The following is a 14,658-nucleotide window of genomic DNA, read 5'->3' on the forward strand; positions in this document are numbered from 1 at the left end:
TCCTTGGTATGGATCACCACTGCGCTCAAGGAATACTTGAATGCCCATAGTGACACTGCCGGATGGCAGCCAAAGAACGTTCGAAGCACCCCTCTCTATTATGCAGCTAGCAGAGTCCATTGGCCCTGGTTTGGCCAAGGCCTGCGTGGCGGGCAAAATAGACGGTGTGCTGGTGGATGCCGCTGACATCATCGAGCAGGATGCCGACGTTTCCATCATTACTGCCCGTGATGAAGAGGGTTTAGAGATTATTCGTCACTCGTGTGCCCATTTGATTGGTCACGCAGTGAAGCAGCTTTACCCAGAGGCCAAAATGGCCATTGGGCCTGTGATCGATGATGGCTTCTATTACGACATCGATTTTGGTAAATCGGTAACGCCTGAAGACATGGACGCCATCGAAAAACGCATGCAAGCGCTGATCGATCATGAGTACGATGTCATTCGAGAGTACGTTGATCGCGATCAGGCGATGGCTACCTTCGAAAAGCGGGGTGAAACCTACAAGCAGGAAATCATCCGCGGCATTCCGGAAGGCGCAACTATCCGTTTGTACCATCATGAGGAGTACACGGATATGTGCCGTGGCCCTCACGTTCCCAATACGCGTCATTTGAAGGCCTTCAAATTGACGAAGTTGGCCGGTGCTTACTGGCGTGGCGATGCTTCCAACCCAATGCTGACCCGTATCTATGGAACGGCGTGGGGCGATAAAAAGCAGTTAAAGGCCTACTTGAAGCGCCTGGAAGAAGCGGAAAAGCGCGATCACCGCAAGTTGGCGCGGAAGATGGACTTGTTCCACCTTCAAGAAGAAGCGCCGGGTATGGTCTTTTGGCACCCTAATGGCTGGACCATGTACCAGGCGTTAGAAGAGTACATGCGCAACATTCAGCGTGAGCACGGCTATCAAGAGATCAAAACGCCCCAGGTGGTGGATCTGTCGCTGTGGAAGAAATCGGGTCACTGGGGGCATTACAGTGAGCTGATGTTCACCACTGAGTCTGAAAAGCGTGAATACGCGGTCAAGCCGATGAACTGCCCGTGTCACGTTCAGGTGTTCAATCAAGGCCTCAAAAGCTACCGTGACCTTCCGCTGCGCTTGGCAGAATTTGGTAGCTGTCATCGCAATGAACCTTCGGGTTCCCTGCATGGTCTGATGCGAGTGCGCGGCTTTACTCAAGACGATGCCCATATTTTCTGCACGGAAAGTCAGATTCAGGCCGAGGCCGAGGCCTTCATTGCGCTAACGCTGCAAGTTTATAAAACGCTGGGTTTTGTAGACGTCGAGCTCAAGCTATCTACGCGTCCCGAAGACTTTCTGGGTGAAGCCGAGATGTGGGATCGGGCCGAGCAGGGGCTTGAGGCAGCGCTCAATGCGACTGGTTTGGCGTGGGAGCTGCAGCCGGGCGAAGGGGCTTTCTATGGTCCTAAAATTGAATTTGCGTTAAGAGATTGTCTGAATCGTGTTTGGCAGTGTGGTACTCTTCAGCTAGATTTTAACTTGCCAGGGCGTTTAGGGGCGCAATACGTCGACGAAGACGGTACGCGTAAAACCCCTGTGATGCTGCATCGTGCTATTCTGGGATCCTTTGAGCGATTCCTGGGTATACTGATCGAGCATTATGCAGGCGCAATGCCGTTATGGTTGGCACCGCAGCAAGCGGTTCTCATGACCATTACCGATGCGCAGCGTGACTATGCGCTCGATTTAGAGCAGCGCCTGCAAAAAAGTGGCTTACGGATCAAGGCGGACTTGAGGAACGAGAAGATCGGCTTTAAAATCCGTGAGCATACGTTACAGAAAGTTCCCTATCTCCTTGTGGTAGGAGATAAGGAAGTCGAAGCTGACTCAGTGGCCGTGCGAACTCGCAGCGGCGAAAACCTCGGTACCATGACCGTCGATGAATTCATCGAACGTTTTAGTGCAGAGCGAGCAGCCCTGGCGACATCGTCAATTGCCTAAGGAGACGGAGCGATCAAGCGAAGCAATCAGCGCGGGCGTCCACAAGACAAGCGCCCACCAATGAACGAGCGTATTACCGAAGAAGAAGTGCGTTTAATCGATGCCGACGGTGAGCAGTTGGGCGTAGTGCCCACCACTGAGGCTCTTGAACGTGCGGAAGCAGCCGGTTTAGATCTCGTGCAAATTTCGAATGCCGATCCGATCGTTTGTAAGATCATGGATTATGGCAAATTCGTTTTTGAGACCAAAAAGCAAAAAGCGGCTCAAAAGAAGAAGCAAAAGCAAATCCAGGTCAAGGAAGTCAAATTCCGTCCTGGCACCGACGAAGGCGATTATCAGGTGAAACTCAAAAACCTGACCCGCTTCTTGGAAGGTGGTGACAAGGGTAAGGTCACATTGCGCTTCCGCGGTCGTGAAATGGCGCACCAAGACATCGGTCGTAAGCTGATGGAACGGATTGCGTCAGACCTGGAAGAGATCGGAGCGGTGGAGTCTTTCCCGAAAATGGAAGGCCGCCAGATGATCATGATTCTTGCCCCGAAAAAGAAGTGATCCAACGGCGAAGTCAACGGGCTAGCGCTTAGGCGCTAGTCGGCCCTGGGTTTTCTAAAAAATATCGAGCGGAGTTTTCTCATGCCGAAAATCAAAAGCAACAGCGGCGCTGCCAAGCGCTTCAAAAAGACTGCGAATGGCTTCAAGCATAAACAGTCTTTCCGTAGCCACATCTTGACCAAGAAGTCGACCAAGCGTAAGCGTCAGCTGCGTGGCATGAAGCAGATCCATGCTTCCGACAAAGCGCTGATTCAGCGCATGCTGCCGAACCTGTAAGGTCGAATTTTCTTATCTGAGTGCCTCTAGCCTCAGTCATAAAGTCAGGAGTGTGTTATGACCCGTGTTAAGCGTGGCGTAGTTGCCCGTCGTCGCCATAAAAAAGTTCTGAAGCAGGCCAAAGGTTACTATGGTGCACGTTCGCGTGTTTTCCGTGTAGCCAAACAGGCTGTTATCAAAGCCGGTCAGTATGCGTACCGTGACCGCCGCAACCGCAAGCGCCAATTCCGTGCGCTGTGGATCCAGCGTATCAACGCTGGTGCGCGCATCAACGGCATGTCTTACAGCCGCTTCGTTGGCGGTCTGAAGAAAGCCGGTATTGAAATCGACCGTAAAGTATTGGCCGACCTGGCAGTACACGAAAAAGCAGCATTTGCTGCTATCGTGGAAAAAGCCAAGGCTGCCCAATAAGGTCATTTGCACTGAGCTGATGCCAGTGTGAGATGACAGAGGTCATTTCAGTGTGACCCATGCAGGGGAAGAGCAGCCGCTCTTCCCCTGTTTTTTTGTCACCTTCAACATGCCAGCCATCCTCAGAGATGGAATCGCTTAATTCGGAGTAAATCGGATGGATCACCTTCCTACTCTGGTGTCAGAGGCCCGCGATGCTATTCAAGCTGCGCAGAGCGTCTCAGCGCTAGATGAGTTGCGCGTACGTTACTTAGGTAAGAAAGGCGAAGTGACGGCCTTGTTGAAAGGGCTGGGCAAGCTGTCGGCAGAAGAGCGCCCTGCGGCTGGCGAGCAAATCAATCAGGCCAAGCAGACGCTGTCGAGTGAGATCGATGCCAAGCGGCAGCAACTGGAGAGCGAAGCGCTCAATGCCCGCTTAGCGGCTGAGCGAATTGACGTCACGTTACCTGGTCGAGGCCAAGAGAGCGGCGGGCTTCACCCCGTTACCCGTACGCTGGAGCGTATCGAAGGGTTGTTTACGCGTATTGGTTACGATGTGGCCGTGGGTCCCGAGATCGAAGACGACTATCACAATTTCGAAGCGCTCAATATTCCTGCTCACCATCCGGCGCGCGGAATGGCGGATACCTTTTATTTCGATGCGACTCGCCTGTTACGCACTCATACGTCTCCGGTGCAAGTGCGCACTATGAAGAGCAGTGAGCCGCCCATTCGTATCGTCTGCCCTGGGCGCGTCTACCGTAGCGATTCGGACTTGACCCATACGCCCATGTTCCATCAGGTCGAAGGTTTGCTGGTGGATGAAGGCGTCAGTTTTGCCGACTTGAAGGGAACGATCGAAGATTTCCTACAGGCGTTCTTCGAGCGTGACGATTTGTCGGTTCGCTTTCGCCCCTCGTACTTCCCCTTCACGGAGCCCTCTGCTGAGGTCGATATTCAGTGCGTGATGTGTAGCGGTCATGGCTGTCGTGTCTGCTCCCATAGCGGCTGGTTGGAAGTCATGGGTTGCGGCATGGTTCACCCTGAGGTATTTCGGCACTCCGGTATCGATACCGAGCGCTATACGGGCTTTGCCTTTGGTATGGGCGCTGAACGTTTGGCGATGCTTCGATACGGCGTTAATGATCTGCGCTTGTTCTTTGAAAACGATCTGCGCTTTCTTCGTCAATTCACCTAAGACCGCTGCCAGCGACGGGAATCAACATGAAATTTTCAGAACAGTGGCTGCGTGAATGGGTAGCTCCGCAGCTGGAAACGCAGGCCATGGCCGACCAGATTACCATGGCGGGCCTTGAAGTAGATGCCGTTGAGCCGGTCGCCGCTGCTTTTAGCGGTGTGGTCGTGGCTGAAGTGCTGACCAAAGAGAAGCATCCCGATGCCGATAAGCTCAATGTCTGTACCGTCAATGACGGCACGGGTGAGCCTGTGCAAGTGGTGTGTGGTGCGCCCAACGTCGACGTAGGGCAAAAAATTCCCTTTGCCCAGGTGGGGGGTGTTTTGCCAGGGGATTTCAAAATCAAGAAAGCCAAGCTGCGTGGCGTTGAATCCCGCGGCATGATCTGCTCGGCTTCAGAGTTGGGGTTGGAGGAGGAAACCTCTCCAGGCATTCTGGTACTGCCCGAGTCGGCGCCGGTTGGTACGCCTTTCCGTGACTACATGCAGCTCGATGATATGACCATCGAGGTGGATTTGACGCCGAACCGCGGCGACTGCCTCAGCATCAAAGGGCTGGCCAGAGAAGTCGGCGTCCTTAACCGTTTGCCGGTGCACGGTCCGGACATGACCGAGGTCGAAGCCACCATCGATACGACTTTCCCCGTTGTGGTCGATGCGCCAGAGCAGTGCCCTCGCTACGTGGGGCGGGTGATCGAAGGCGTGAAAGTGGATGCCGAAACACCGCTCTGGATGGTCGAGCGCCTGCGTCGCAGCGGCGTGCGCTCCATCGATCCGGTGGTGGATGTCACCAACTACGTCATGCTAGAGCTTGGCCAGCCGTTACACGCATTCGATCGCGATCATTTGCAGGGCGGTATTACCGTGCGTCTGGCCAAAGACGCCGAACGCTTGACGTTGTTGGATGGCCAAGAGGTCGCTTTGCGCCCCGAAACGCTCGTCATTGCCGATGAGCGAGGCCCCCTGGCGATGGCTGGTATCATGGGGGGCGAGAACTCTGGGGTTAGCGCAAATACACAGACTATTTTCCTAGAGTCGGCGTTCTTTGCGCCGCTTGCGATTGCTGGGCAGGCGCGCTCTTACGGGCTGCACACCGATGCATCGCACCGTTTCGAACGTGGCGTCGATCCTGAGCTCCCCGTCATGGCAGTCGAGCGTGCCACACAGCTTCTGTTGGAGATCTGTGGTGGTCAGGCGGGGCCGGTGGTAGAGACCGTTAGCGAGGAACACTTGCCCGCACCGCGCGCGATTACGCTGCGTGAAGCTCGTCTTGAAAGCGCGCTTTCCAAGCGGCTATCGGCGGACGATGTGACCGATATTCTCCAGCGTCTTGGGCTTGCCGTCGATAAGCAGGCGGAAGGTTGGTCGGTGGTCGCGCCTAGTTGGCGATTTGACGTCGCCATCGAGGAAGACCTCATCGAAGAAGTGGCGCGTATTCATGGCTACAACAACCTACCGGTGCGTCGTCCCGCCGCCCGATTGGCGCTGCGATCCGCGAACGAAGCCAGCTTGACCCAGTCACAGTTGCGTAACCAAATGGTCGCCCGCGGCTTCCAAGAAGCAGTGACGTACAGCTTCGTTGCACCTGATCTGCAGGCTGCAATGCTACCCGACGCGGTTTCTCCCGTGCTCGCTAACCCGATCTCATCGGATCTGTCGGTGATGCGTGCCAGTCTCTTTCCCGGTTTGGTGCGAGCGCTCGAGCACAACCTGAATCGTCAGCAGACGCGTGTGCGTATTTTTGAAACGGGCTTGGTGTTCAATGGGCCGTTGGATCACTTGACTCAGGTGCCGATGATGGGCGCACTGGTTTGTGGTGGTCGCGAGGCGGAAGGGTGGAATGGTGCCAAGGCGCAGGTGGACTTCTATGACCTGAAGGGCGATCTAGAGAGTCTACTGGCCATGGGCGGCGCTCAGGACGAGTGGCGCTTCGAACCCGGAGAGCACCCTTCGCTGCACCCAGGGCAAACAGCGCAGCTCTTCCACCGGGGTAAACCAGCAGGCTGGATTGGTACGCTACATCCGCAAGTGCGAGCGACATTGGGCCTCAAGGTCGATGCCGTGCTGTTCGAGGTCCGTTTGGATGCGCTGAGCCAAGGGGCGATTCCGGCGTTTGAACCGCTGTCCCGCTATCCAGAGGTGCGTCGTGACTTGGCGTTCATCCTCAAAGATGCCACGCCAGTGCAAGCGCTGTTGGATTGCGCTAAAGCCAAGGCAGGGGATTACCTGAAAGACATAAAGCTATTTGATGTCTATGCTGGTAAAGGCGTGGCCGAAGGTTATAAGAGCATTGCATTGGGCTTGACCTGGCAACACGCTTCGCGCACGCTAAATGATGAAGAAATCAATCAGTTGGTCGACTCGATCATTACTAACGTGCGAGCCGAATTAGATGCCGAACTTCGCGGCTAACTAAGCTATGCCATGACACGACGCTTATCACGTTCTTGGCAATGCGTATGCTACATGGAGGAGCCCTATGGGTGCGTTGACCAAAGCAGAGCTAGCTGAGCATTTACACACAGAGCTGGCGCTGTCGAAGCGAGAAGCAAAAGCGATGGTAGAGGCGTTCTTTGAAGAAATTCGCGCCTGTTTGCGTGAGAACGAACAGGTGAAACTGTCGGGCTTTGGCAACTTTGACCTACGTGATAAGCGTGAGCGGCCAGGACGAAACCCCAAGACCGGTGAGGAGATTCCCATTTCTGCTCGGCGTGTCGTCACGTTTCGCCCCGGTCAGAAGCTCAAGCAGCAGGTGGAGCGCTACGCGAGTAGCCAGTAGTATCACCCTGCCATGGCTGCCCAACGAAAAGGAGTGCCGTCAGGCACTCCTTTTTTGCATCACTCATATGGGCTTCTGGATGTGTCGTAATGAGTGCGAAGTTAAATACCGCGTCCTTCAATCAGCCAAGTGATCACGACTTTAATGACGTAGCCCAGCATGCCAGCGCCTAGCACGACAAACAGCATGATCGTGCCAAACTTGCCAGCGTTCGATTTTTTGGCCAAATCCCAAATGATGAAACACATAAAGATGATCAAGCCACCCACCATGATGGGCGTGATCCATGTCTCGAAGGCCTGCTGCATAAGCGCTCCTGTTGCGCAATTGTCGAAGCCCCACGTGGGGCGTGCGTCGTTTTTGCCAGTCGTGTTAATATTTGAGCAAATTCATCAGGTATTTGTCGACTGAACTTTGTGGAGATCACAACGTAAGGTGCGACACCATTGCCTAGGAGTAGAACAATGCCGACGTTAACCATTCTGGTGGGCACCATGTATGGCGGTGCATTGGATGTGGCGGAACAGGTCAAGCCTCTGTTTGAACAGGCTGGTTATGCTGTCGACATCTCTGAGCAGCCAACGGTTGAGGATATTACCCAGAGAAATGACCTGACCCTGTTCTGTGTTTCGACCACCGGCAGTGGGGATTTTCCCGGTAATTTCGTTCCCTTTGTACGCAGCCTGAAAGACCAAAGCCCTTCACTTACAGGATTGCGTTATGGCCTCATTGCGCTAGGTGACAGCTCCTATGGGGACACGTTTTGCGGCGCGGGCCGGGCGCTGGATGACCTCCTTCAAGACCACGGTGCTCAACGGTTAGGTGAGCGTCTTGAAATCGATGCCATGGAAACCTTCATGGCCGATGATGCTGCGCTACCTTGGGTCGAGGAGTGGATCGAAACTCAGCAGCTGAAGGTCGTTTAACATGCAGCGAGCGCTTTACTCCCCTGAGCGGGTCAGCGTGGCACTGGGGTTGTGCGTCGTGATGCTGTCCGCATTGCCACGTTACATGGCGGGCGGGCACGAAACTCGCCAGACGCTACTGCTGATAGCTTTGGTGTTCGTAGCAGGTGCTGCCATCTTTCAGTGGAAGATGTTGTCACTTGAAGCCCGGCAAGCAGTGCCGCCATTGCTTAAGCGCTTGGCCATGATGCTGGTGTTGGGGGCTTTGGTAATGGGAGCCTGGCATGCCGTGTTTACCGAATGGATCAGTTGGCAGGTCTTCATCTCCCACGCGACGACCTGTGGCCTCCTGCTGCATGCGGTATCGTTATGGTGGCCAGCGCGTGACGCGTGAGTTTTTGTCCTGCTAACCCCTTGTATTTGATGCTCGTGCCCCCATCTTGCGAGCATGGCGCTTGCCACCATGCGTCAGGGTTCTTAAAATTGACCCCTTGAATATATTTTACGCAACTAACACAACGCCCAGCCGCTAGAGGACAATTCATGCAAGTTTCCGTCGAGACGACCTCCCAGATCGAACGCCGTATCACTATTCAGGTGCCGGCAGCAGATATCGACGAGGCCGTCAGCGCTCGCTTGAAAGACACCGCGAAAAACGTTCGCTTGAACGGTTTCCGCCAAGGCCGGGTGCCAATGGCCGTCGTGCGTCAGCGCTATGGCGACAGCGTGCGCAATGAAGTGGTAGGCGAAGTGATGCGTGAACGCTACGTGCGTGCGATCACTGAAGAAGGCCTCAATCCTGCTGGTTTCCCGCAGATCGAGCCAAAAGTAAATCAAGAAGGCAAAGATCTCGAGTTCGTTGCCATCATGGAAATCTATCCGCAGGTCGAACTGGCGTCTATCGAAGGCACTGAGGTTGAGCGTCCGGTGGTTTCCGTTAGCGACGCCGATGTCGATGAAATGATCGACACGCTGCGTAAGCAAAACGCCGCGTGGGAAGAGGTTGACGCGGCCGCAGCGGATGGCGACCAAGTCACCATCGACTTCCAAGGTTTCTTGCGTGACGAGCCGTTCGAGGGTGGTAGCGCTGAAGGCCACGCGTTGGTCATCGGTTCCAATAGCTTCATTCCGGGCTTCGAAGAGCAGCTGATCGGTGCCAAAGCGGGCGAAGAGAAAACCATCTCTGTAACGTTCCCGGAAGATTACCAAGCCGAGCACCTTGCCGGTCAGGATGCGACTTTCAAAGTTACCGTCCACAAAGTCAGCACTCAGAAGTTGCCGGAAGTGGATGCAGCGTTCATCGAGCGTTTTGGCGTAGAAGGTGGTGACGAGACCAAATTCCGCGCTGAGATTAAAAAGAACATGACACGTGAGGCGTCACAGGCGGTCGATAATCGTGTGAAGCAGCAGGTATTGGATGCCCTCAAAAAGGCGAACGACATTCCTGTTCCCAGCGCGCTGGTTCAGCAAGAGACTGACGGCATGAAGCGTCAGGCAGCTCAGCAGTTCGGTTTGGGTGAAGACTTTGATGTCAGCCAACTGCCGAACGAGCTGTTCGAAGAGCAGGCCAAAGGTCGTGTTCAAGTCGGTCTGCTGTTGGCTGAAGTGATCAAAGCCCACGAGCTTGACGCTGACGACGCTGAGATCAAAGCGAAGGTCGAAGAGCTGGCCGAGCAGTATCAAGACCCCTCCGAAGTGGTGGAGTACTACATGGGTAACGAGCAGCTGAAGACCCAGGTAAAATCTGCCATTCTCGAAGAGAAAGCCGTTGATAAGCTGCTTGAGCAAACGAACGTAAAAGACGTGGAAATGTCTTACCAGCAAGCGCTGGCTGCCGCTCAGCAACAGGCTGAGCAAGATGAGAACGAAGAGGGCGAACAGGCAAGCGCCTGATCTCATCGCGTGGCGCACCCTGCTGGGGTGCGCTTTTCCCTTACCGGACGCAAGGAATCACCCGAATGAGTGAGTTTGATATTCAAAACGCCGGCGGTTTAGTGCCCATGGTGGTTGAGCAGAGCGCCAAAGGGGAAAGAGCCTACGACATTTACTCGCGTCTTCTCAAAGAGCGCGTGATTTTCCTGGTAGGCCCGGTAGAAGATTACATGGCCAACCTTGTCGTGGCGCAGCTGCTGTTTCTTGAGTCTGAGAATCCTGATAAGGATATTCATCTTTACATTAACTCGCCCGGTGGTTCGGTGACGGCAGGGATGTCCATCTACGACACCATGCAGTTCATCAAGCCGGATGTCTCCACCGTGTGTATCGGTCAAGCGGCTAGCATGGGCGCACTTCTGCTCACCGCGGGTGCCGCAGGCAAGCGTTACTGCCTGCCTAATTCCCGTGTGATGATTCACCAGCCGCTCGGTGGTTACCAAGGCCAAGCATCGGATATCGAGATTCACACCCGTGAAATTCTCGGTATTCGTGAAAAACTGAATCAAATTCTGGCCCATCACACCGGTCAAGAGATTGAGAAAGTGGCCCAAGATACCGACCGCGACAATTTCATGAGCGCCAATAAGGCCAAAGAGTACGGCTTGATTGACGCAGTGCTGGATAAGCGGCCTACATCCTGATAGCGTGATAGGATTCTGCTTTTCTAACGAGCTTTTAAGGCGGCGTCAGCCGCCGCAGTGACAGAGGTACGCGAATGGCCGACGGCAAAGGCAAGGACGAAGGTGGCAAACTGCTCTACTGCTCGTTTTGTGGCAAAAACCAAAACGAAGTACGTAAGCTGATTGCCGGCCCGTCCGTGTATATCTGCGATGAGTGTGTCGACTTATGTAATGACATCATTCGCGAAGAAGTTCTCGAAGCCGATGCCGAGAGCGATGAGGAGCGTTTACCTACGCCCCGCGAAATACGTCATACATTGGACGACTACGTCATCGGACAAGACCGCGCCAAAATGGTGCTGTCCGTAGCGGTGTATAACCACTACAAGCGTCTGAAGTCAGAAGTGCGTGAAGGCGATGTGGAGCTAGGTAAATCCAACATCCTGCTGATTGGTCCGACGGGCAGCGGTAAAACGCTCCTCGCCGAAACCATGGCGCGGCTACTGAATGTACCTTTTACCATTGCTGATGCAACGACGCTGACCGAAGCAGGTTACGTGGGTGAAGATGTTGAAAACATCATCCAAAAGCTGCTTCAGAAGTGTGACTACGATGTCGAGAAGGCCGAGCGCGGCATTGTTTACATCGATGAAATCGACAAGATTTCGCGCAAATCGGACAATCCGTCGATTACCCGTGATGTCTCTGGCGAAGGCGTGCAACAGGCGCTGTTGAAGCTGATTGAAGGCACGACGGCCTCTGTTCCTCCGCAAGGGGGGCGCAAGCATCCTCAGCAGGAGTTTGTCCAGGTAAATACGGCGAATATCTTGTTCATCGTCGGCGGTGCGTTTGCGGGTCTCGATAAAGTGATTCGTGATCGTGCCGAGAAAGGCGGGATTGGCTTCAACGCCAGCGTCAAGAGCAAAGAGTCCTCTCGCGGTGTGGGAGAGCTGTTGGCAGATGTCGAACCTGAAGATCTGGTCAAGTTCGGTTTGATCCCAGAGTTCGTCGGTCGTCTGCCCGTTATCGCCACGTTGACCGAACTCACCGAAGATGCACTGGTGCAAATCTTGACCGAGCCCAAAAACTCGCTGATCAAGCAATACGCCAAGCTCTTCGAGATGGAAGACGTCACGCTGGAGTTTAGAGACGATGCGCTGAAAGCCGTGGCGGCGAAAGCCATGGAGCGTAAAACCGGCGCGCGTGGCCTTCGCTCCATACTAGAGTCGGTTCTGCTCGACACGATGTATGAAATTCCATCCTTGGAAGGGGTGAGCAAAGTCGTCATCGATGGCTCGGTTATCGCTGGCGAAAGCGAGCCACTGTTGATCTACTCGCAGCAGGAAGAAGCCCGGGTCGACGGCACCGACGGCTAACCCCGACGTGCGTGCCACGGCCTAGCTCTCCACCGCTGGTGCCAAACCAAGGGGTCGCCTAGGCGGCCCCTTGTTGTTAACACACGACTTGAAATGGCTGATCAGCACGCAGTGAGCGTGTCCTGCCATGCCCTTTCACACTGTGAGGTACTTGGCTAAGTACCGTTCAAGTACTCATCCGAATTTGAGGAACGTCTGCGATGCAGCAGAACGCCGATCAGACACAATGTCTACCCCTGTTGCCATTGCGGGATGTCGTAGTGTACCCGCAAATGGTTATTCCGCTTTTTGTTGGTCGTGAAAAGTCCATTCAGGCCCTGGAAGCCGCAATGGAAGCCGACAAGCGTGTACTGCTGGTGGCTCAGCGAGAAGCCTCACAGGATGATCCTGACAATGCGGACCTCTACGCGATGGGGACCGTTGCAGACATCATGCAGCTGCTGAAACTGCCAGATGGCACTGTAAAGGTGTTGATTGAAGGCAGCTTCCGCGCTGATGTCATCGATATCGAAGAAAACGAGGCGGGCTACACCCAAGCGCATTTAACGCCGCGTGAAAGCGAGCCGCTCACCAGCCGTGAGCAGGAGGCGCTGGTGAGAGTGCTGCTGAATCAGTTCGAGCAGTACGTCAAACTCTCCAAGAAAGTCCCCAACGAAGTGCTGAACTCGCTCTCCGGCATCGAAGATCCGAGTCGGCTGGTGGATACCATCTGCGCCCACCTGTCGCTGAAAATCGGTGACAAGCAGGAGCTGCTCGAGATGGATCGCGTACGTGACCGTATCGAGCACTTGATGGCGCTGATCGAGTCTGAAATCGATCTGCTCCAGGTAGAAAAGCGCATCCGCTCGCGTGTCAAAGAGCAGATGGAGAAAACGCAGCGCGAGTATTACCTTAACGAGCAAATGAAGGCCATCCAGAAAGAGATGGGTGAGCTGGATAACGTGCCCAATGAGGCAGAAAAGTACGAACAGGCGATCAAAGAGTCCGGCATGCCCAAAGAGGCATCTGAAAAAGCGACGCAAGAGCTCAACAAGCTCAAGATGATGGCGTCGAACTCTGCTGAGGCGACCGTAGTGCGTTCGTATCTGGACTGGCTCATCGCCGTGCCGTGGAAAAAACGCACGCGGGTCAAGCATGACTTGGTCAAAGCACAAGAAGTGCTCGACGCGGATCATTACGGTTTGGAAGAGGTTAAGGCGCGCATTCTTGAGTACCTGGCAGTCCAAAAGCGCGTGCGAAAACTGAAGGGGCCGGTGCTTTGTTTGGTGGGGCCGCCTGGTGTGGGGAAAACCTCATTGGGGCAGTCCATTGCCCGTGCGACCAATCGTAAGTACGTTCGCCTGGCGCTGGGTGGCGTGCGCGATGAGTCGGAGATTCGTGGCCATCGTCGTACCTACATTGGTTCGCTCCCCGGTAAGCTGATGCAGCGCATGAGTCGTGCCGGTGTGAAAAATCCGCTGTTCCTGTTGGATGAAGTGGACAAGCTGGGAATGGACCATCGGGGAGATCCCGCCTCCGCGCTGCTGGAGGTGTTGGATCCCGAGCAGAACAGCAGCTTTAGCGACCATTACCTCGAGCTGGACTACGATCTCTCCGAGACGCTGTTTATCTGCACGGCGAACTCGATGAACATTCCAGGCCCGCTGCTGGATCGTATGGAGATCATCCGCCTGCCCGGCTACACCGAAGATGAGAAGCTGGCCATCGCCAAGCGCTACCTGCTGCCAAAACAGCTGGAAGCCAACGGTTTGGAAGAGCAAGAGTTGGCACTCGGTGACGATGCGCTACTGGAGCTCGTACGCTACTACACCCGTGAAGCGGGTGTGCGGGAGCTTGAACGTCAAATCGCCAAAGTGTGTCGCAAGGTACTGCGCGAGCGCCTTGAAGCCGAGCGCACCTCGAAAGACAAAGCCGGTAGCAAGCTGCAGGCTCCGCAACTCTTGTCTGCCGATCAGATCGAAACCTATGCGGGTGTCCGTCGCTACAGCTACGGTTTGGCAGAGCAAGAGGATCAGGTAGGCCGAGTCACCGGCTTGGCATGGACGTCCGTGGGCGGCGAGCTGCTCAATATCGAATCGGTCGTCACGCCAGGAAAAGGTCGCATCAATAAAACCGGCTCTTTGGGCGATGTCATGAAAGAGTCGGTGAGTGCTGCTCAGACGGTGGTCAAGGCGCGAGCCGATGCCTATGGTATCGACCCTCAGCGTTTCGAGAACGAGGACCTGCATATCCACGTGCCTGAAGGTGCAACGCCCAAAGATGGGCCTAGCGCGGGTATCGCCATGGTGACAGCCATTGTCTCGGCCTACACGCAACGCCCGGTACGCTGCGATGTGGCCATGACAGGTGAGGTCAACCTACGGGGCGAAGTGCTGCCGATTGGTGGTCTAAAGGAGAAATTGCTGGCGGCCCGGCGGGGTGGTATAAAGACCGTCCTAATCCCTGAGGAAAATCGTCGAGATCTCAAGGAAGTACCGGAGAATATCAAAGGAGCACTTGATATTCGTCCCGTACGGTGGATAGATGACGTGCTGGCGGTTGCGCTGGCGGAGAACGTGACCGAAGGGGCCACGCTAAAAGGCGCCGATAAGTCGTTCAGTACAAATGCTGTTGCAAGCACCCATTAAGCATTAAAGCACCTTCCGCTTTAATTTTACTTAATAAATTT

General features: G+C 54.8%; 14 protein-coding genes. 13 read left to right on the top strand and 1 reads right to left on the bottom strand.

Features of this window, described 5'->3' with window-relative positions; all coding sequences use genetic code 11:
• The first annotated feature begins 40 nt into the window (after positions 1–40).
• The 7 genes from thrS (at position 41) to CTT34_RS08510 (ending at position 7,154) form a co-directional block, all read left to right on the top strand.
• Positions 41–1,963, top strand: coding sequence for a threonine--tRNA ligase (thrS, locus tag CTT34_RS08480; protein WP_159342030.1), 1,923 nt, complete (start codon positions 41–43; stop codon positions 1,961–1,963).
• 12 nt (positions 1,964–1,975) lie between these two features.
• The gene (infC, locus tag CTT34_RS08485; RefSeq protein ID WP_159343739.1) at positions 1,976–2,515 is read left to right on the top strand and encodes a translation initiation factor IF-3; all 540 of its coding nucleotides are present in this window, start codon (positions 1,976–1,978) and stop codon (positions 2,513–2,515) included.
• Positions 2,516–2,596: 81 nt separating this feature from the next.
• The gene (rpmI, locus tag CTT34_RS08490; protein ID WP_009724291.1) at positions 2,597–2,791 is read left to right on the top strand and encodes a 50S ribosomal protein L35; all 195 of its coding nucleotides are present in this window, start codon (positions 2,597–2,599) and stop codon (positions 2,789–2,791) included.
• 57 nt (positions 2,792–2,848) lie between these two features.
• Positions 2,849–3,202, top strand: coding sequence for a 50S ribosomal protein L20 (rplT, locus tag CTT34_RS08495; protein ID WP_009097607.1), 354 nt, complete (start codon positions 2,849–2,851; stop codon positions 3,200–3,202).
• 157 nt (positions 3,203–3,359) lie between these two features.
• Entirely contained in the window at positions 3,360–4,379 is a 1,020-nt protein-coding gene (gene pheS / locus CTT34_RS08500) for a phenylalanine--tRNA ligase subunit alpha (RefSeq protein WP_159342031.1), read from the top strand.
• 26 nt (positions 4,380–4,405) lie between these two features.
• Positions 4,406–6,787 carry a phenylalanine--tRNA ligase subunit beta gene (gene pheT, locus CTT34_RS08505; protein WP_159342032.1) on the top strand — a complete coding sequence of 794 codons (2,382 nt, stop codon included), beginning with the start codon at positions 4,406–4,408 and terminating at the stop codon, positions 6,785–6,787.
• Positions 6,788–6,854: 67 nt separating this feature from the next.
• Positions 6,855–7,154: an integration host factor subunit alpha gene (locus tag CTT34_RS08510; protein WP_159342033.1), complete on the top strand. Its 300-nt coding sequence runs from the start codon at positions 6,855–6,857 to the stop codon at positions 7,152–7,154.
• Between the two features lie 101 nt (positions 7,155–7,255).
• On the opposite strand, the gene CTT34_RS08515 is transcribed toward CTT34_RS08510, so the two are convergent.
• Positions 7,256–7,462, bottom strand: coding sequence for a DUF2788 domain-containing protein (locus CTT34_RS08515; protein WP_159342034.1), 207 nt, complete (start codon positions 7,460–7,462; stop codon positions 7,256–7,258).
• A 156-nt stretch (positions 7,463–7,618) separates the two neighbouring features.
• On the opposite strand from CTT34_RS08515, the gene CTT34_RS08520 reads away from it, so the two are divergent.
• The 6 genes from CTT34_RS08520 (at position 7,619) to lon (ending at position 14,617) form a co-directional block, all read left to right on the top strand.
• Entirely contained in the window at positions 7,619–8,080 is a 462-nt protein-coding gene (locus CTT34_RS08520; protein ID WP_159342035.1) for a flavodoxin, read from the top strand.
• A gap of 1 nt (position 8,081) precedes the next feature.
• Positions 8,082–8,453, top strand: coding sequence for a hypothetical protein (locus tag CTT34_RS08525; RefSeq protein ID WP_159342036.1), 372 nt, complete (start codon positions 8,082–8,084; stop codon positions 8,451–8,453).
• Between the two features lie 149 nt (positions 8,454–8,602).
• Positions 8,603–9,952: a trigger factor gene (gene tig, locus CTT34_RS08530; RefSeq protein WP_159342037.1), complete on the top strand. Its 1,350-nt coding sequence runs from the start codon at positions 8,603–8,605 to the stop codon at positions 9,950–9,952.
• 65 nt (positions 9,953–10,017) lie between these two features.
• The gene (gene clpP, locus CTT34_RS08535; protein WP_159342038.1) at positions 10,018–10,635 is read left to right on the top strand and encodes an ATP-dependent Clp endopeptidase proteolytic subunit ClpP; all 618 of its coding nucleotides are present in this window, start codon (positions 10,018–10,020) and stop codon (positions 10,633–10,635) included.
• A 74-nt stretch (positions 10,636–10,709) separates the two neighbouring features.
• Positions 10,710–11,990, top strand: coding sequence for an ATP-dependent Clp protease ATP-binding subunit ClpX (clpX, locus tag CTT34_RS08540; protein WP_159342039.1), 1,281 nt, complete (start codon positions 10,710–10,712; stop codon positions 11,988–11,990).
• A gap of 200 nt (positions 11,991–12,190) precedes the next feature.
• Positions 12,191–14,617, top strand: coding sequence for an endopeptidase La (gene lon, locus CTT34_RS08545; protein WP_159342040.1), 2,427 nt, complete (start codon positions 12,191–12,193; stop codon positions 14,615–14,617).
• The last annotated feature ends 41 nt before the right edge of the window (positions 14,618–14,658 follow it).

Origin of the sequence: Halomonas meridiana (assembly GCF_009846525.1) — a bacterium.
In the GTDB taxonomy this organism is placed as follows: domain Bacteria; phylum Pseudomonadota; class Gammaproteobacteria; order Pseudomonadales; family Halomonadaceae; genus Vreelandella.

What these genes read in the sequence shown, in the direction of transcription:
- CTT34_RS08525 (WP_159342036.1), top strand. Translation starts at nt 8,082, where the DNA reads ATGCAGCGAGCGCTTTACTCCCCTGAGCGGGTCAGCGTGGCACTGGGG.
- pheS (WP_159342031.1), top strand. Translation starts at nt 3,360, where the DNA reads ATGGATCACCTTCCTACTCTGGTGTCAGAGGCCCGCGATGCTATTCAA.
- tig (WP_159342037.1), top strand. Translation starts at nt 8,603, where the DNA reads ATGCAAGTTTCCGTCGAGACGACCTCCCAGATCGAACGCCGTATCACT.
- rpmI (WP_009724291.1), top strand. Translation starts at nt 2,597, where the DNA reads ATGCCGAAAATCAAAAGCAACAGCGGCGCTGCCAAGCGCTTCAAAAAG.
- clpX (WP_159342039.1), top strand. Translation starts at nt 10,710, where the DNA reads ATGGCCGACGGCAAAGGCAAGGACGAAGGTGGCAAACTGCTCTACTGC.
- clpP (WP_159342038.1), top strand. Translation starts at nt 10,018, where the DNA reads ATGAGTGAGTTTGATATTCAAAACGCCGGCGGTTTAGTGCCCATGGTG.
- pheT (WP_159342032.1), top strand. Translation starts at nt 4,406, where the DNA reads ATGAAATTTTCAGAACAGTGGCTGCGTGAATGGGTAGCTCCGCAGCTG.
- thrS (WP_159342030.1), top strand. Translation starts at nt 41, where the DNA reads ATGCCCATAGTGACACTGCCGGATGGCAGCCAAAGAACGTTCGAAGCA.
- CTT34_RS08515 (WP_159342034.1), bottom strand. Translation starts at nt 7,462, where the DNA reads ATGCAGCAGGCCTTCGAGACATGGATCACGCCCATCATGGTGGGTGGC.
- CTT34_RS08520 (WP_159342035.1), top strand. Translation starts at nt 7,619, where the DNA reads ATGCCGACGTTAACCATTCTGGTGGGCACCATGTATGGCGGTGCATTG.
- rplT (WP_009097607.1), top strand. Translation starts at nt 2,849, where the DNA reads ATGACCCGTGTTAAGCGTGGCGTAGTTGCCCGTCGTCGCCATAAAAAA.
- CTT34_RS08510 (WP_159342033.1), top strand. Translation starts at nt 6,855, where the DNA reads ATGGGTGCGTTGACCAAAGCAGAGCTAGCTGAGCATTTACACACAGAG.
- lon (WP_159342040.1), top strand. Translation starts at nt 12,191, where the DNA reads ATGCAGCAGAACGCCGATCAGACACAATGTCTACCCCTGTTGCCATTG.